This is a genomic window from Pseudomonas sp. Sample_9, assembly GCF_004307535.1.
Classification (GTDB): domain Bacteria; phylum Pseudomonadota; class Gammaproteobacteria; order Pseudomonadales; family Pseudomonadaceae; genus Aquipseudomonas; species Aquipseudomonas mercuritolerans.
Genome location: NZ_RAZO01000135.1, coordinates 1 through 16,595, shown reverse-complemented (window position 1 = coordinate 16,595; position 16,595 = coordinate 1). Strand labels below are relative to the sequence as shown.

13 protein-coding genes and 1 pseudogene are annotated in these 16,595 nt (G+C 59.8%); 5 read left to right on the top strand and 9 right to left on the bottom strand.

Translation table 11 applies throughout. The features are described 5' to 3' along the window. Positions 1-228 precede the first annotated feature (228 nt). The 7 genes from purU to D6877_RS07045 form a co-directional block, all read right to left on the bottom strand. The gene (purU, locus tag D6877_RS07080; RefSeq protein WP_039757644.1) at positions 229-1,086 is read right to left on the bottom strand and encodes a formyltetrahydrofolate deformylase; all 858 of its coding nucleotides are present in this window, start codon (positions 1,084-1,086) and stop codon (positions 229-231) included. Positions 1,087-1,309: 223 nt separating this feature from the next. Beyond that, positions 1,310-1,942 (bottom strand): sarcosine oxidase subunit gamma family protein, encoded by a 633-nt coding sequence (soxG, locus tag D6877_RS07075; protein WP_016772832.1) that lies wholly within the window; start codon positions 1,940-1,942, stop codon positions 1,310-1,312. Between the two features lie 142 nt (positions 1,943-2,084). Continuing rightward, positions 2,085-5,102, bottom strand: coding sequence for a sarcosine oxidase subunit alpha (locus D6877_RS07070; RefSeq protein ID WP_130910317.1), 3,018 nt, complete (start codon positions 5,100-5,102; stop codon positions 2,085-2,087). Then, the gene (locus D6877_RS07065; RefSeq protein ID WP_016772830.1) at positions 5,099-5,428 is read right to left on the bottom strand and encodes a sarcosine oxidase subunit delta; all 330 of its coding nucleotides are present in this window, start codon (positions 5,426-5,428) and stop codon (positions 5,099-5,101) included. Before D6877_RS07065 ends, D6877_RS07070 begins: the two co-directional genes overlap by 4 nt. 14 nt (positions 5,429-5,442) lie before the next feature. Continuing rightward, positions 5,443-6,693 (bottom strand): sarcosine oxidase subunit beta, encoded by a 1,251-nt coding sequence (locus D6877_RS07060; RefSeq protein WP_016772829.1) that lies wholly within the window; start codon positions 6,691-6,693, stop codon positions 5,443-5,445. A 21-nt stretch (positions 6,694-6,714) separates the two neighbouring features. After that, positions 6,715-7,968: a serine hydroxymethyltransferase gene (gene glyA, locus D6877_RS07055; RefSeq protein WP_024014589.1), complete on the bottom strand. Its 1,254-nt coding sequence runs from the start codon at positions 7,966-7,968 to the stop codon at positions 6,715-6,717. 257 nt (positions 7,969-8,225) lie between these two features. Next, positions 8,226-8,936, bottom strand: coding sequence for a TraX family protein (locus D6877_RS07045; RefSeq protein ID WP_130910316.1), 711 nt, complete (start codon positions 8,934-8,936; stop codon positions 8,226-8,228). 126 nt (positions 8,937-9,062) lie between these two features. On the opposite strand from D6877_RS07045, the gene D6877_RS07040 reads away from it, so the two are divergent. The 4 genes from D6877_RS07040 (at position 9,063) to D6877_RS07025 (ending at position 12,739) form a co-directional block, all read left to right on the top strand. Then, positions 9,063-10,103 carry a low specificity L-threonine aldolase gene (locus D6877_RS07040; RefSeq protein ID WP_016772826.1) on the top strand — a complete coding sequence of 347 codons (1,041 nt, stop codon included), beginning with the start codon at positions 9,063-9,065 and terminating at the stop codon, positions 10,101-10,103. Between the two features lie 159 nt (positions 10,104-10,262). Next, on the top strand, positions 10,263-10,748 hold the full coding sequence (locus D6877_RS07035; protein ID WP_056786550.1) for an Hcp family type VI secretion system effector: 486 nt from the start codon (positions 10,263-10,265) through the stop codon (positions 10,746-10,748). Next, positions 10,745-12,211 carry a hypothetical protein gene (locus D6877_RS07030; RefSeq protein ID WP_130910315.1) on the top strand — a complete coding sequence of 489 codons (1,467 nt, stop codon included), beginning with the start codon at positions 10,745-10,747 and terminating at the stop codon, positions 12,209-12,211. Before D6877_RS07035 ends, D6877_RS07030 begins: the two co-directional genes overlap by 4 nt. Positions 12,212-12,283: 72 nt before the next feature. After that, positions 12,284-12,739 (top strand): hypothetical protein, encoded by a 456-nt coding sequence (locus tag D6877_RS07025; RefSeq protein WP_130910314.1) that lies wholly within the window; start codon positions 12,284-12,286, stop codon positions 12,737-12,739. 103 nt (positions 12,740-12,842) lie between these two features. Here D6877_RS07025 and gbcB read toward each other — a convergent pair whose 3' ends face one another. Further along, complete coding sequence (gene gbcB, locus D6877_RS07020) at positions 12,843-13,943, bottom strand: glycine-betaine demethylase subunit GbcB (protein ID WP_016772824.1); 1,101 nt, start codon at positions 13,941-13,943, stop codon at positions 12,843-12,845. 297 nt (positions 13,944-14,240) lie between these two features. On the opposite strand from gbcB, the gene gbcA reads away from it, so the two are divergent. Then, positions 14,241-15,536: a glycine-betaine demethylase subunit GbcA gene (gene gbcA / locus D6877_RS07010; RefSeq protein WP_016772823.1), complete on the top strand. Its 1,296-nt coding sequence runs from the start codon at positions 14,241-14,243 to the stop codon at positions 15,534-15,536. Positions 15,537-16,464: 928 nt separating this feature from the next. On the opposite strand, the pseudogene D6877_RS07005 reads toward gbcA, so the two are convergent. After that, a pseudogene (locus tag D6877_RS07005) lies at positions 16,465-16,595 on the bottom strand (electron transfer flavoprotein subunit beta); the annotation flags it as partial.

The following is a 16,595-nucleotide window of genomic DNA, read 5'->3' as shown; positions in this document are numbered from 1 at the left end:
TGTACTTCGACCTTGCCAGCGCCGAGATACACCACACCACGATTGCCAGACATGCTTTCACCTCGCTGTTGTTTTTATGGAACCGCGTTGCCCGGGTTGGGCAGCGCGTTGAGTGCTCGGGTATTGCTTGTTGGTCTTGCGTTGTTTGTTATGGCCCCTTCGCGAGCAGGCTCGCTCCCACATTGGAATGCATACCCCTGTGGGAGCGAGCCTGCTCGCGAAAGCGATCTAGAGAACGACGGTTCTGTTAGCGTTCAAGAACACCCGTCTTTCGATGTGATACCCAACCGCCCGCGCCAGCGTCAGGCCTTCGATATCGCGCCCCTTGGCAATCAGGTCCTCGGGGTAATGACTGTGATCCACCGCCTCGACGCCCTGGGCGATGATCGGCCCTTCATCGAGATCGTTGTTGATGTAATGCGCCGTCGCGCCCACCAGTTTCACGCCCTTGTTGTAGGCTTGGTGATACGGCTTGGCGCCTTTGAAGCCCGGCAGCAGGGAGTGATGAATGTTGATCGCCTTGCCGTCGAGCTTGCGGCACAGCTCCGGCGACAGCACCTGCATGTAGCGGGCGAGGATCACCAGTTCGGCACCGGCCTCTTCGATCACCTGCCAGACCTGACGCTCCTGCGCCGGTTTGTCATTGGGGTCGAGAGGGAAATGGTAGTAGGGAATCTGGTGCCAGTCGGCCAACGGCTTGAGATCCGGATGGTTGGACACCACCGCCGCCACGTCCATCGACAACTGGCCGATGCGCTGGCGATAGAGCAAGTCGTTGAGGCAGTGATCGGCCTTGGACACCATGATCACCACTTTCGGCCGGTAGTTCGGCGCGGTCAGCTCGAAGAGCATGCCGAACGCCTGTCCGCGCTCGGCCAGCCCGGCGCGGAAGGATTGCTCGTCGAAGCCGTCGGGCTGACGGAATTCCACGCGAATGAAGAAGCGCCCCGAGAGGCGGTCATCGAACGAGTGGTGCTCGGTGACATAACAGCCCTGCTCGAACAGAAAACGCGTGACCGCGTCCACCGTGCCGAGGACGCTGGGGCAGTCGGCGGTCAGAATCCATGTGTCTGGGGCGCGGCTCATGGTGCGGTGACTCCTGTTCTTGTGCGGGGTGTCAGGGGATTTTTTTCCCTCACCCTAGCCCTCTCCCGGAGGTAGAGGGGACTGACCGAGGTGTTCTTTCGAGCTACGCCGACCTGAAATATCGCGGCGAACTCAGGCTCGAAAAACACACAAATCTGCTCCCTTTCCCCCCTCTCCCCCCTGGGGGAGAGGGCTGGGGTGAGGGGGTGGCTCTTGATCTTTTTCAGGCCTGAACGCTCAACCCGTACTCGGCCGAAGCATCCTGCAACCACAACCACCAGTAATCCGAGAAGCTGCGCCGGATCAGCAGTTCCCAGGTGTCTTCGGCGGTATGGCGAATCATCAGCTGCGACTTGGCGAACACCGTGCCCACCGCTTTACCGACCGGAAAGTTGTTCGGGTGCACGTCATAGCTGGTGGACTTCATCAGCACCTGACGCACGTTCGGCCCGCTCAGTTCGAGAATCTGCTGGCCGCCGCTGACGTTGACGATGGCGATGTGCAGATCGCCCAGCGCTTCACGCAGTTTCTGCTCGGCGGCGAATTCTTCGCCGCTTGGCACGATCAGCAGCCACTCGTCCGGGCCCATCCATTGCAGGCTGGTTTCGCCTTTGACGATCACGCTCAGCGCGCCGGGCAATTCAATGCCCAACGCTTTGTGCACACCGGCCGCGAAGGCTGCATCGTGGCCATCGCCACGAATGGTCAGGTGGCCGAGGAGTTTCTTTTCCCGCACGATCACGCCGGCGTTCTTGCGGCCCTTGCCGACCAGGCTGGCGAGGTCGGCATGGTGCAGCGACGACTCGGCACGGGCGCCGGTGGTCGGGCGTTGCTGGTAAACATTGGCTGTGGTCATAAAGCACCTTCTGAATTCTGTTGGTTCCTGTGGTTGCTGTGCCGCCGCCTTCGCGAGCAGGCTCGCTCCCACAGGGGAACGCGATCGAATGTGGGAGCGAGCCTGCTCGCGAATAGCCGCCCGCCCACCGCTCCCGAGGTTGTCAGATGTTCTGGCGATCACCCTTCGGATCGAAGAACACCGAAGACACGATCTCCGCTTCGATCACGCTGCCATCGGCCAGCGGTGCGAACACCCGCTCGCCCATGCGCTTGAGACCGCCCTTGACCACACCCATGGCAAACGAATAACCGAGGGAGTTGTGCGCGTAGCTGGAGGTCACGTGGCCGACCATGGTCATCGGGATCGCCTGCTTGGTGTTGAACACCAGCTGCGCACCTTCCGGCAGCCACTTGGTCGGATCGATCGGCTTGAGGCCCACCAGTTGTTTGCGCTGGTCTTTCACGCAATCTTCGCGGTTCATGCCGCGCTGGCCGATCCACGAGAACGGTTTGGTGCGACCGACACACCAGCCCATGTTCAGGTCGTCCGGGGTCATCGAGCCGTCGGTGTCCTGGCCGACGATGATGAAGCCCTTCTCGGCCCGCAGCACGTGCATGGTTTCGGTGCCGTACGGCGTCAGGTTGTACTGCTTGCCGGCCTCGACGATTTTCTCCAGCACGCCCATCGCATAATCGGCCTGCACGTTGACTTCGTACGACAGCTCACCGGTGAACGAGATACGGAACACCCGCGCCGGCACATCGCCGACCAGACCTTCTTTCCAGGTCATGAACGGGAACGCTTCGTTGCTCAGATCGATGTCGGTCACGGCGCTGAGCAGCTTGCGGCTGTTCGGCCCGGAGAGGGTCATGGTCGCCCAGTGGTCGGTGACCGACGTGAAGTACACCTTCAGCTCCGGCCATTCGGTCTGGTGGTACAGCTCCAGCCACTGCAGTACGCGCGCAGCGCCGCCGGTGGTGGTGGTCATGACGAAATGGTTGTCGGCCAGACACGCGGTCACCCCGTCGTCGAAGACCATGCCGTCTTCCTTGCACATCAGACCGTAGCGCGCCTTGCCCACGTCGAGCTTGGTCCAGGCGTTGGTGTACACGCGGTTGAGGAACTCGCGGGCATCCGGGCCTTGAATGTCGATCTTGCCGAGGGTCGAGGCGTCGAGCAGGCCGACGCTGCCGCGCACGGCTTTGCATTCGCGTTTCACGGCGGCGTGCAGGTCTTCACCGTTTTTCGGGAAGTACCAGGGACGCTTCCACTGACCGACGTCTTCAAACTCGGCGCCGTTCTTCACGTGCCAGGCATGCAGCGCGGTGTAGCGCACCGGTTCGAAGATGTGCCCGCAGTGCCGGCCGGCCACGGCGCCGAAGGTCACCGGCGTGTAGTTCGGACGGAACATGGTGGTGCCCATCTGCGGGATGGTCACGTTCAGCGAACGGGCGGCAATGGCCAGACCGTTGACGTTGCCGAGCTTGCCCTGATCGGTGCCGAAGCCCAGCGCGGTGTAGCGTTTGACGTGCTCGACCGACTCGAAACCTTCGCGGGTCGCCAGTTCGATGCCACCGGCGGTGACGTCGTTCTGGAAGTCGACGAATTGCTTCGGTGCTCGCGCCGAGTTCTTCTCGTGCGGCACCTGGAACAGCGCCAGGGTCGGCTCTTCGAGACGGCTCAAGGCTTTCGGCAACACGCCTTCAACGGTCTGGAAACCGGCTTCAGCAGCAGCGCGCACGCCACCTTCGAAACCGTCGGCCAGCGAATCGCCGAGCGCGTAGACGCCATTGATGCCACCGACGCACACGCGTTTCTGCGGTGCTTCGCCCGGTACGAAACCGAGAATGTCTTCACGCCAGACCGGTTTGCCGCCCAAGTGCGACGCCAAGTGAACCACTGGGCTGTAGCCGCCGGAACTGGCAACCAGGTCGCAGTCGAGCCACTCGCCTGGGCTAGTCACAGCGTGTGCTTTGACGTCAATCGCAGCGACGCGGGCAGCGCTGACACGCTTGCTGCCACGCACTTCAATGACCGCGCTGCCGGTGAGGATGCGAATGCCTTTGGCGCGCGCTTCTTCGACCAATGCACCGCGCGGATTGCTGCGGGCGTCAGCGATGGCGACGACTTGCAGACTGGCATCGAGCCAATCCAGAGCGACGCGATAGGCGTGATCGTTGTTGGTCGAGAGCACCAGTTTCTTGCCTGGCGCTACGCCATAACGACGCACGTAAGTCGACACCGCGCCAGCGAGCATGTTGCCCGGCACGTCGTTGTTGCCGTAGACCAGCGGACGCTCGTGGGCGCCGGTCGCCAGCACCACGCGCTTGGCGCGGATACGGTGGATGCGCTGACGCACCTGACCGATCGGCGCGCGGTCACCGAGGTGATCGGTGAGGCGTTCGTGAATGGTCAGGAAGTTGTGATCGTGGTAACCGTTGACCGTGGCGCGCGGCAACAGCAGCACGTCCGGGGTGTTCTTCAATTCAGCGATGACGCTGGCAACCCATTCCATCGCCGGCTTGCCGTCGAGGCTTTCGCGCGAGTCGAGCAGGCTGCCGCCGAACTCTTCCTGCTCATCGGCCAGAATCACGCGGGCACCGCTGCGCGCAGCGGCCAGGGCAGCGGCGAGACCGGCCGGGCCGGCACCGACGATCAGCACGTCGCAGTGCTGGTTCATGTAGTCGTAGGTGTCCGGATCGTTCTCGGTCGGCGAACGGCCGAGGCCGGCAGCCTTGCGGATGTACTTCTCGTAAGTCATCCAGAACGATTGCGGGTACATGAAGGTTTTGTAGTAGAAACCCGGCGGCATCAGCTTGCCGCCGACCTTGCCGAGAATCCCCATCATGTCGTTGTTGACGCTCGGCCAGCCGTTGGTGCTGGTGGCGACCAGGCCCTGATACAACGCCTGTTGCGTGGCGCGCACGTTGGGGATCTGCGTGGCTTCGGTAGCACCGATCTGCAGCACCGCGTTCGGCTCTTCGGAACCAGCCGCGAAGATGCCGCGAGGGCGCGAATACTTGAAGCTGCGGCCGATGATGTCGACGCCGTTGGCAATCAGGGCGGCGGCCAGCGAGTCGCCTTCGTAGCCTTTGTAGGTCTGGCCGTTGAAGGTGAAGCTCAGCACTTTGTTGCGGTCGATCCGTCCACCGTTGGACAGGCGATTGGTCTGGCTCATACCTTCTCTCCCAGCGCCGTCGTGGCTGTTTTCGCAGTGCCAGCCTTGTCGGTGAATTGCGGCTTCTCGCCGATCTTGTAGCTCTCGAGAATCTCGTAGGTCACGGTATCGCGAGTGACGTTGAAGTACTGGCGGCAACCGGCAACGTGGTCCCACAGCTCGTGATGCAGACCGCGCGGGTTATCGCGGAAGAACATGTAGTCGCCCCACTCTTCATCGGTGCAGGCGTTCGGATCCAGCGGACGCGGGATGTGCGCCTGACCGGATGCGTGGAATTCCTCTTCAGAGCGCAGTTCGCCGCAGTGAGGACAGAAGATATGCAACATGGGGATTTCTCCTGTTAGTGGGCAACCGCAGCAGCGCCGTGTTCATCGATCAACGCACCGTTGTGGAAACGGTCGATGGAGAAAGGTGCAGCCAATGGGTGCATTTCACCCTTGGCCAGACTCGCGGCAAACACGTTGCCCGAGCCGGGTGTAGCCTTGAAGCCACCGGTGCCCCAACCGCAGTTGAAGAACATGTTCGGTACCGGCGTTTTCGAGATGATCGGGCAAGCGTCCGGGGTGGTGTCGACGATGCCGCCCCACTGGCGGTTCATGCGTACCCGCGAGAGCACCGGGAACATCTCGACGATGGCCTGGATGGTGTGTTCGATCACCGGGTACGAACCACGCTGGCCGTAGCCGTTGTAGCCGTCGATACCGGCGCCGATCACCAGGTCGCCCTTGTCGGACTGGCTGATGTAACCGTGTACGGCGTTGGACATGATCACGCTGTCGATAATCGGCTTGATCGGCTCGGAGACCAGCGCTTGCAGCGGGTGGGATTCGATCGGCAGGCGGAAACCGGCAAGCTTGGCCATGTGCCCGGAGTTACCGGCCGTGACCACGCCGACGCGCTTGGCGCCGATGAAACCCTTGTTGGTTTCGACGCCGATGCACACGCCGTTTTCCTTGCGGAAACCGATCACTTCGGTCTGCTGGATCAGGTCCACGCCCAAGGCATCGGCGGCACGGGCAAAGCCCCAGGCCACGGCATCGTGTCGGGCGACGCCGCCGCGACGCTGCACGGTTGCGCCCATGATCGGGTAACGGGTGTTCTTCGAGCAGTCCAGGTACGGAATCTCGTCCGCAACCTGCTTGGCGTCGAGCAGTTCGCCGTCGACGCCGTTGAGGCGGTTGGCGCTGACCCGACGCTCGGAATCACGGATGTCCTGCAGGGTGTGGCACAGGTTGTAGACGCCACGCTGGGAGAACATCACGTTGTAGTTGAGATCCTGCGACAGGCCTTCCCACAATTTCATCGCGTGTTCGTAGAGGTGCGCCGACTCGTCCCACAGGTAGTTGGAACGCACGATGGTGGTGTTGCGCGCGGTGTTACCGCCGCCCAGCCAGCCTTTCTCGACCACGGCGACGTTGGTGATGCCGTGTTCTTTCGCCAGGTAATAGGCGGTCGCCAGGCCGTGCCCGCCGCCGCCGACGATGACCACGTCGTAGACTTTTTTCGGGGTGGGCGTGCGCCACATGCGCTGCCAGTTTTCGTGGTGGCTGAGCGAGTGTTTGAACAGGCCGAAGCCGGAATAGCGTTGCATAGTCATTACTCCAAAACCGACTCAGCGATAAACCGGGAAGTCTGCGCACAGGGCCGAGACCTGCTGGGCGACATTGGCCTCGACATCGGCGTCGCCGAGGTTGTCGAGGATGTCGCAGATCCAGCCGGCGAGGGTTTCGCACTGGCTGACCTTGAAGCCGCGCGTGGTCACCGCCGGGGTGCCGATGCGCAGGCCCGAGGTCACGAACGGCGACTGCGGATCGTTCGGCACGGCATTCTTGTTCACCGTGATGTGGGCACGGCCCAGCGCGGCGTCGGCGTCCTTGCCGGTCAGGCCCTGACGGATCAGGCTGACCAGGAACAGATGGTTGTCGGTGCCGCCGGAGACCACATCGTAACCACGCTTGATGAACACGCTGGCCATCGCCTGAGCATTGTCGATCACTTGTTGCTGATAAGCCTTGAAGCCAGGCTCCAGCGCTTCCTTGAAGCACACCGCTTTACCGGCGATGACGTGCATCAGCGGGCCGCCCTGAGCACCGGGGAAAACGGCGGCGTTGAGCTTCTTCTCGATTTCTTCGTTGGACTTGGCCAGGATCAGCCCGCCACGCGGACCGCGCAGGGTTTTGTGCGTAGTGGTGGTGACCACATCGGCGTACGGCAGCGGGTTCGGATACAGGCCAGCAGCGACCAGACCGGCGACGTGAGCCATGTCGACGAACAGCAGCGCACCGACCTTGTCGGCGATCTGACGGAAGCGCGGGAAGTCCAGAGTTTTCGAGTAAGCAGAGAAACCGGCAACGATCATTTTCGGTTTGCACTCGACCGCCAGACGCTCGACTTCGTCGTAGTCGATCAGCCCGGTGTCGGTGTTGATGCCGTACTGCACGGCGTTGTAGAGCTTGCCCGAGGACGACACTTTCGCGCCGTGGGTCAGGTGACCGCCGTGGGCCAGACTCATGCCGAGGATGGTGTCACCCGGCTGGATCAACGCCAGGTACACGGCGCTGTTGGCCGAGGAGCCGGAGTGCGGCTGGACGTTGGCGTAGTCGGCGCCGAACAGTTGCTTGGCGCGTTCGATGGCCAGTGCTTCGACTTTGTCCACATGCTCGCAGCCACCGTAGTAGCGCTTGCCCGGATAGCCTTCGGCGTATTTGTTGGTCAGGCCGCTGCCTTGCGCCTGCATGACGCGCTTGCTGGTGTAGTTCTCCGACGCGATCAGCTCGATGTGATCTTCCTGACGTTGCTCCTCGGCATTCATCGCCGCCAGCAGTGCATCGTCGTAACCCTGGATCTGGTCTTGCTTGCTGAACATCGCGTCTCTCCCAGCGGCATCTGTGCGCCATTCGTCTCGGTAAGGCACTGGCAACGATGGCAGTGCCCTTTGATGCGATGGTATGGCCGGTGCAGACAGCTCAAATGCCTGCGGACGCCACGCAAAGGTGCGTTTACGACATGGCTGGAAATGACCCGAAGAATGCACTCCCCCTGTAGGAGCTGCCGAAGGCTGCGATCTTTTGACTTTGACTTTGAAGATCAAAGGATCGCAGCCTTCGGCAGCTCCTACAGGGGTCAGGCAATGATTTGGCGGACGGCGAGCAGCAAGAGGAAATGCGAGGGGTACAGCGCATACGCCCAGCGCCGCATCGGTGGAGGCCGGACATGTCGCCCATGTCGCAACAAGAACATTCCGAGCATCGGCGCAAACACACACGTCGCCAGACCAAGCATCGCCACGCTGTTGCCGAAGCGCGCCGATTCAAGCAGCACCTGCCATTGGTTCGCCGCCAGACACACCAGCCCCGGCAACAGGCTGAAATACCAGGGTCGGCGGAACACCACCAGCATCGCCAATGGCAACAATACGCCGAAGAAACCGAACATCAGTCGTTCTGAAAAAGCCGCCGCAACCACCAGCGCGGCCAGCGCGAGCAACCGTGGCACCGACGCTGAGTCCTGCCAGCCGCGCGCCACCAGCAAGCCCAGCGCCAGCGTCGGCATCACGTTGAACGTGTCAGGGTCGGGGATATAAAAGCGATAAGGAATTTCGCTGATTGCACTGAACAGCAACAGCCAGCCCAGATAGCGCCATTCCATCTTGCGCGAACCGTCTCGTGCCAGATTCGCCGCCATCGCCAGGCAAAACCATGGAAACGCCAGGCGCCCCGGCACATACAGCCAGTCGGCGGAGAAGCCGACATATCGCAGGTGATCGAGCAACATGCTCAGCAGCGCCAGCCACTTGAGCAGATCCAGGGCACCGTCGCGTTGGCTCAGGTGCATAATCGGCCCATAAACTGGTAATTTTCTGCACCCGACATCACGTGTGCTCCCCGGAAGATCTTCGGTAAAGTGCGCATCCTCATTGACCACGAGCCTTCACAAGAGTCTCGATTACGGAAGCCGGCCATGACCGACAAGAGCCAACAATTCGCCAGCGACAACTATTCCGGTATCTGCCCGGAAGCCTGGGCCGCCATGGAACAGGCCAACCACGGCCACCAGCGCGCTTACGGCGACGATGAATGGACCGCGCGCGCGGCCGATCATTTCCGCAAACTGTTCGAAACCGACTGCGAAGTGTTCTTCGCCTTCAACGGCACCGCCGCCAACTCGCTGGCCCTGTCGTCGTTGTGCCAGAGTTACCACAGCGTGATCTGCTCGGAAACCGCCCACGTCGAAACCGACGAATGCGGCGCTCCAGAATTCTTCTCCAACGGCTCGAAGCTGCTGATCGCCGGCACTGAAAACGGCAAGATCACCCCGCAATCGATCCGCGAAGTCGCGCTCAAGCGTCAGGACATCCACTACCCGAAACCGCGCGTGGTGACCCTGACTCAAGCCACTGAAGTCGGCAGCGTTTATACCCCGGAAGAAGTCCGCGCCATCAGCGCAACCTGCAAGGAGCTGGGCCTGCACCTGCACATGGACGGCGCGCGGTTTTCCAACGCCTGCGCATTCCTCGGCTGCTCGCCCGCCGATCTGACCTGGAAAGCCGGCGTCGACGTGCTGTGCTTTGGCGGCACCAAGAACGGCATGGCGGTGGGTGAAGCGATCCTGTTCTTCAACCACAAACTGGCCGAAGACTTCGACTACCGCTGCAAGCAGGCCGGGCAACTGGCATCGAAGATGCGCTTTTTGTCGGCACCGTGGGTCGGCATTCTGGAAAACGACGCCTGGCTCAAATACGCCCGCCACGCCAACCACTGCGCGCAACTGCTGGCAGAACTGGTCAGCGACATTCCCGGCGTCGAACTGATGTTCCCGGTGCAGGCCAACGGCGTGTTCCTGCAACTGTCCGAGCCGGCCATCGCTGCGTTGACTGCAAAGAACTGGCGTTTCTACACCTTCATCGGCAAGGGCGGCGCACGTTTCATGTGCTCCTGGGACACCGAAGAAGAGCGCGTGCGCGAACTGGCGCGCGATATTCGCGAAGTGATGTCGGCCTGATTCCGCTCCCTAGTTGCATTCCCATGCTCAGCACGGGAATGCAACCCAGAGGCTGCGCGTCGCAGACCTGCATTTTCAGAATCGGACTACACCAAGGCCTACAGAAAGCACGAAAATCCCGCCATAGACTGCCCGCTCCCGATTCAAGGAGCGCACGCGATGGCAATTCCCGGCTACATGACGATCACGGGCAAGACCCAAGGGCTGATTTCGGCAGGCTGCTCAACGCCTGATTCGGTCGGCAACAGATATCAGGCGGCACACACCGATGAAATCATGGTGCTGTCGTACAGCCACAACCTCGCCAACCTCGACAACTCTCACCGAGCCACCCACGCGCCGGTCATTGTCACCAAAGTCGTCGACAAATCTTCACCGCTGCTCGCCCAGGCACTGGCCAACCGTGAAGAGATCGACTGCAAGATCAACTTCTACCGAACCTCCCCTCAGGGTCAGCAGGAAAAATACTTTTCTGTCTCGATCGACGGCGCGGTGCTCACCGAACTGAACCTGGATATGCCCCACGTCATTCTGCACAACGACGCGGAACCTCAGGAGCAGGTCGCCATTCGTTATCGTGGCATCAGCTGGGTGCATCACCTCGCCGGGACCAGCGGCCATGCCTCGTGGGGCGAAGAAGGTTGAGCGATCGGCGCCATGGTCTCAGCGACGTTCGACACGGTGCCGGCAAGCTGCTCGCACAGGCACATACAGTCGGCTCACGTCATCTGGCATTCGGCAGTGCGCGCGTGCAGTTCAATCAGGAGGTCGCGCGCTTCGCCAAGGGCATTGTCGATGATGTCGCCAGCGGCCGCCTTTCAGCGGACATGGGCCTTGACGCCTTTGCACAGGAACAGCGTCATCTTCTGAACCAATCCAGAGTTCTGGTACGCGGCACCATAGGTGCCGTTCCTGAAGGGGTGAAAAAACGCCCGTTATCGATGCTCAGGCAGCCTGCCTCGCGCTCCGATCCAGACAGGTTGCTGCGCGCGATTCATCAGCAGAACCTCAGGGTGGCGCGCGTTAATAACAGCAGCACCGCGCGCAGCCCTCACCCCGTCAACGACTTGAAGTTCTTCCCCAGCGAGCACTGGCCGCAAGATCGTCCGGTCCCATCGGAGCCGGGTTTTTACATCGTGCCGAAAAGCATTGTCGCCGAGAAGCTTGAGGCACAACTGCTCCCCTCCGCCAACCCGAATGTCATCGCCAGATTCAGAAGTTTGAATCCGACCCCGGACATGATTAAAGCCGGTTCGATGATCGTGCTGAGCGACCCTGACAATCAGCAATGCACATACGAGGAAACATTGCTGATGCAGACCGCGCGTTTCGTCAGTGCGACGCTGGAACCGCTGACCGTGGAAGAAGCGGATTTCATGGCGCAGCACTATGGCGTGATCCAGACCGCACTCGCCTATGAATCAAAAGTGATCGGGGTCGTCACGGCCATGGCAGCCAATCATCTGGATGGCATAAAAAATGTTCTCGCAGATCTTGAGAAGTTGCATGTTCATACGCTGGACGTAAAAGGCAGCCTGAACTCGAAGCAATTCAAAAAACAACGTGCGCAGTTGCTGAAAAAACTGGACGTCAATCTCAACCAGTTCACGCGGCAAAGCATTGGTCTCCCGGATCACCCGAGCCTCAAGACCGCTCTCGGCATCGATCATCCTCACCTAGTGCATCGTTGGAGAAAGGCTGGCGGCGTCGGCCAAAACCCGGGGTATGCCACGCATATTCGGGCTATCAGCCAAGCGTCACAGTACGTCAAATATGGTGGCTGGATCGGCACAGCAGTAGGCGGTGGCGCCTCGGCCTTGAAGGTGCAGGATGTGTGCCTGCATGGGAATACCGAGGCGTGTGAAAAGGTGAAATTCACGGAAACCGGAAGCTTTATGGGTGGCATGGTTGGAGGAGCAATTAGCAGTCGCCTCTTGACTGCGCCATTAGCAGCGAAAATTTGTCTGGGAATAGGCGTTCCGACAGGAGGAGTTGGCACCTTGGTCTGCGGTGCAGTAGCGGTGGGCGTCGGATCTCTTGCAGCGGTAATAATAGGTGAAACATTGGGCGAAGATGCTGCTGAGATAATTTACCAAGATACTCGATGAGTCGCCTGACCAAACATTGCCCGGGACAAAACCAGCGAACACTCCAAGCAGAACTAAATAGCGTTTTTATTTATGAAACCACGAACAAAAATATGCAAAACATGCAGCGCCAAAAATAAAAAGACACTTTCCAAATGTCATGTTTGTGGCAGCAGGTTTGAAAAACGCCTGCCGCAGCCAAGAAAATGGTTTGCCCTTACACCGAGAAGGCGTGGACTTCTGATATGCGACCTGACGACCCTATGCTTGTTTATCGTTGCTGCTCGCGCAATTTACAAACAGAGCATTCAATTACCTTACAGAATTCAGAGAAAAACCCAGTGGTACGAATTTAACGGATTAGAAATAGCAGCCCCCTTGTCAGCAATGTTTATGCTTGCGGTTTTGATGATGACTTTTTCAATCATCATTGGAGACCAAGGCAAACATTTCAATTCAAAGCCATTTGATCGCGTCTTGATTTTCAGCTTCGTCACAACTCCACTGCTTTATTTCAGCGCGTCGTTTTTTGGACACCCCGTCCGGTAGCTCTGGCGCGTAAAAGCGGTAGAACTTCACACAGATACAACATCGATAAACAACTGCCATGACTTGTCCGTCATGGCAATTAGGAAGCCTTTACTTTTCTTCATTAAAACTCAATCCGCACATCCCCCTTCGGCACGCTGCAGCACGACAGGATAAATCCTTCCGCCTCGTCATCCTCGGTAATCCCGCCGTTGTGCTCCATCTCCACTTCGCCGCCCAGTTTCATCACTTTGCACGTTCCGCAGATACCCATGCCGCAGGCTTTCGGGATCATCAGGCCGAGTTTGGCGGCTGCTGCGTGGACGGTTTCGCCCGGGCCGACGCGAATGCTTTTGCCGGAGGCGGTGAATTCCACCTGATGCAGATCCGCGGCATCGATTTCCGGCGCGTCGGCGGCTTGTTCGGCCTGTTCCACCGCGTCGGCGCGGGCCTCGGGTGGCGTGGCGCCGAAGGATTCTTCGTGGTAGCGCGACATGTCGTAGCCGGCCGCTTCCAGCAAGCGTTTGACCGCAGTCATGTAAGGCGTCGGGCCGCAGCAGAACACTTCGCGTTCGAGGAAGTCCGGAACCATAAGTTCGAGCATCTTGTGGTTCAGGTAACCGCGATAACCGGCCCATGGCTCACCGAGACCGTGTTTTTCGCAGATCAGGTGCAGGCTGAAGTTGTCGATCCGCGACGCCATGTGCTCAAGCTCGCGGTGGTAAATGATGTCTTTCGGCGACCGCGCGCTGTGCACGAAGGTCATGTCGACATTGGCGTTGGTGTCGTAGAACCAGCGCGCCATCGACATGCACGGGGTAATGCCGACGCCGCCGCTCAAATACAGAACCTTCGGGCTCGGGAAGTCGATCGCGTTGAACAGCCCGACCGGGCCGTGCACCGCCAGCTCCTGACCTTCATGCAAAGTGTCGTGCAACCAGTTCGAGACCTTGCCGCCCGGCACGCGTTTGATCGTCACCGAAAAGCTGTACGGCACCGACGGCGAGCTGGAAATCGTGTACGAACGCATGATCGGCTGGCCTTCGATTTCCAACTCCAGGGTGACGAACTGCCCCGGCTTGAAGAAGAACAGGATCGGCTGGTCGGCCATAAAGCAGAAGGTGCGCACATCCCAGGTTTCCTGGATGACTTTGACGCAACGGACAATGTGTCGGCCATTGGCCCAGGTCTGGGTGGTGACCGGATTCAGGAAGCTGTTGGACATGCTGTTCTCCACGGCCGACTGTCGGCCTCTTGTCGGCGATTCTGCGTATAGCGCAGACCGTGCGTTTACCTATCCGCGACATTGACATACTTATCGCGACCAGCCCTTGAACACCGGGGCTTGCGCGTCGGGAACAGATTGCGCCATGTCGCGCATGGATAAGGTTCGCCCCAGCGCCGGCCCCACACTCGCCCCAACACAAGACGACTTCTTTACACCTTGCGTAGCAACCGTTTTTGCAGCACACCTGATCAGCCACTTTCGCCGGCCACGCAGAGGGCCATGAGGATTACATCGATGGACGTCACCGCAAAAATCAGCCTGGGCGATCCGCTGGAACCCGCACGCAAGGCCACCGCACAAATGCTGCAGGAGCGCGAGCGCACCTTTTCCCTGCCGCAACCGTTCTACAGCGACGAGCGCCTGTTCGATATTGATATGCAGGAGATCTTCCAGAAGGAATGGTTGATCGCCGGCATGACCTGCGAGATCCCGGCCAAGGGCAACTACCTGACCCTGCAGGTCGGCAAGAACCCGATCATCGTCATTCGCGGCGCCGAGGGCGTGGTGCACGCGTTCCACAACGTCTGCCGCCACCGTGGTTCGCGCCTGTGCACCAGTGAAAAAGGCAAGGTCGCCAAACTGGTCTGCCATTACCACCAGTGGACCTACGAACTGGACGGTCGCCTGTTGTTCGCCGGCACCGAGATGGGCGCCGACTTCGACATGAAGCAGTACGGCCTCAAACCGGTGAACGTGAAAACCGCAGGCGGTTACATCTTCATCAGCCTGGCGGAAAACCCGCCGGCCATCGATGACTTCCTGTCGACGCTCAACCATTACATGGAACCGTACGACATGGAGAACACCAAGGTGGCGATCACCACCACCTTGATGGAAAAGGCCAACTGGAAACTGGTGCTGGAAAACAACCGCGAGTGCTACCACTGCAACGCGTCGCACCCGGAACTGTTGAAAACCCTGCTGGAGTGGGACGACGTCACCGACCCGCGCGCCGATCAGGCGTTCAAGGATCACGTCGCCGCTTCCGCCGCTGCCTGGGAAGCGGAAAAGATCCCTTACGCTCACGCCAGTTTCGGCTTGCGCAACCGCATCGTGCGCATGCCGTTGCTCAAGGGCACCGTGTCGATGACCCTCGACGGCAAACAGGGCTGCGCGAAACTGATGGGCCGCATCAAGAACCCGGATCTTGGTTCGATGCGCATCCTGCACCTGCCGCATTCGTGGAATCACTGCATGGGCGATCACATCATCGTCTTCACCGTGTGGCCGATCAGCGCCCAGGAAACCATGGTCACCACCAAGTGGCTGGTGCACAAGGACGCGGTGGAAGGCGTTGATTACGACGTCGAGCGCATGCGCCAGGTTTGGGACGCGACCAACGATCAGGACCGGCGTCTGGCTGAGGAAAACCAGCGCGGGATCAACTCCACCGCTTACCAGCCGGGGCCTTACTCGAAGACCTATGAATTCGGCGTGGTCAACTTCGTCGACTGGTACAGCGAGCGGATGTTGAACAACCTCGGGGCCGAGCCTGCGCCTTACCTAAAAGGCGTACCGGTCCAGGGCTGATCAAGAGCAAAAGATCGCAGCCTGCGGCAGCTCCTACAGGTGGAACGCATTCCCCTGTGGGAGCGAGCCTGCTCGCGAAGGCGTCCTTACCCACGCTACATCTTTCAGTTGATCAATTTCCGACCAATCACCCCCGCCCCCATACCCATCAAGCCCTCCAGCCTTCCGCAAACAAGTTATCCACATACCCGCCCACAGCAAATGGGGGTAACTGTGGATGAGTCAAAAAATATCTTGCTGATTTGCAAAGAAAAACCGTGACTTATTCTGAATCACAGTTTCTGAAAACGATCGATCGTTTTTTGATCAGCCTCGTGCAGGCCAAGTATTTAAAGGCCTGTAGCGGGTAGCGAACACGTTATCCACAGAAGCGCCAACAGAGATCGGGGACAACTTTGATTCACCTGTGGAAAAACCCCAATGACTGGGGAAAACCCCTCGCGTTGACGGCTCTTGGCGCTAGGAAGGCGCATTTGATCAATAATTGATCAAACCCGTGTAGACCCTGATCCATATGGCCTACAGCGGATAGCGAACATCTTATCCACAGAAGCGCCAACAGAGATTGGGGGCAACTTGTCGAGTTATTAGCGGAAAAAAGCCCGAAAAACCCGTGACTTAGGCTGGTTGTTTTTTGACCGGGTGGCTGCATGGCTTGATTGGCGAGGGATGTAGGGAGGGGCGAACACGTTATCCACAGATCCACCAACAGGGATTGTGGGTAAAGCGCTACCCTCACCCCAGCCCTCTCCCGAAGGGAGAGGGAGCCGACCGAGGTGGAATGGAGAAATGTACAGACCTGCGACCTGTGCGGTGACCTTGGCTTGGCCAAACCTGAGCTCACGCTGATCGTTCAGGTCGACGTCAAACCTGAGAGCGCCACCGTAGGTCCCCTCTCCCTCCGGGAGAGGGCTAGGGTGAGGGGCTTTTAGCGCACGACGCCTTCTTCGATCAGCAACTTGAGGATGGCTTCGGCACCCGCCTGCGCGGTTACACCCTTCAAAACCTGCCCCCCGCCGCCACTGGCCTTGGCCGTCGCCGCCTTCATCCGGTCGGCGC

Coding starts and splice junctions, on each gene's coding strand:
- D6877_RS07025 (WP_130910314.1), top strand. CDS start 12,284: ATGAAACCACGAACAAAAATATGCAAAACATGCAGCGCCAAAAATAAA.
- D6877_RS07045 (WP_130910316.1), bottom strand. CDS start 8,936: ATGCACCTGAGCCAACGCGACGGTGCCCTGGATCTGCTCAAGTGGCTG.
- D6877_RS07070 (WP_130910317.1), bottom strand. CDS start 5,102: ATGAGCCAGACCAATCGCCTGTCCAACGGTGGACGGATCGACCGCAAC.
- glyA (WP_024014589.1), bottom strand. CDS start 7,968: ATGTTCAGCAAGCAAGACCAGATCCAGGGTTACGACGATGCACTGCTG.
- D6877_RS07060 (WP_016772829.1), bottom strand. CDS start 6,693: ATGCAACGCTATTCCGGCTTCGGCCTGTTCAAACACTCGCTCAGCCAC.
- gbcA (WP_016772823.1), top strand. CDS start 14,241: ATGGACGTCACCGCAAAAATCAGCCTGGGCGATCCGCTGGAACCCGCA.
- D6877_RS07040 (WP_016772826.1), top strand. CDS start 9,063: ATGACCGACAAGAGCCAACAATTCGCCAGCGACAACTATTCCGGTATC.
- D6877_RS07065 (WP_016772830.1), bottom strand. CDS start 5,428: ATGTTGCATATCTTCTGTCCTCACTGCGGCGAACTGCGCTCTGAAGAG.
- purU (WP_039757644.1), bottom strand. CDS start 1,086: ATGAGCCGCGCCCCAGACACATGGATTCTGACCGCCGACTGCCCCAGC.
- gbcB (WP_016772824.1), bottom strand. CDS start 13,943: ATGTCCAACAGCTTCCTGAATCCGGTCACCACCCAGACCTGGGCCAAT.
- soxG (WP_016772832.1), bottom strand. CDS start 1,942: ATGACCACAGCCAATGTTTACCAGCAACGCCCGACCACCGGCGCCCGT.
- D6877_RS07035 (WP_056786550.1), top strand. CDS start 10,263: ATGGCAATTCCCGGCTACATGACGATCACGGGCAAGACCCAAGGGCTG.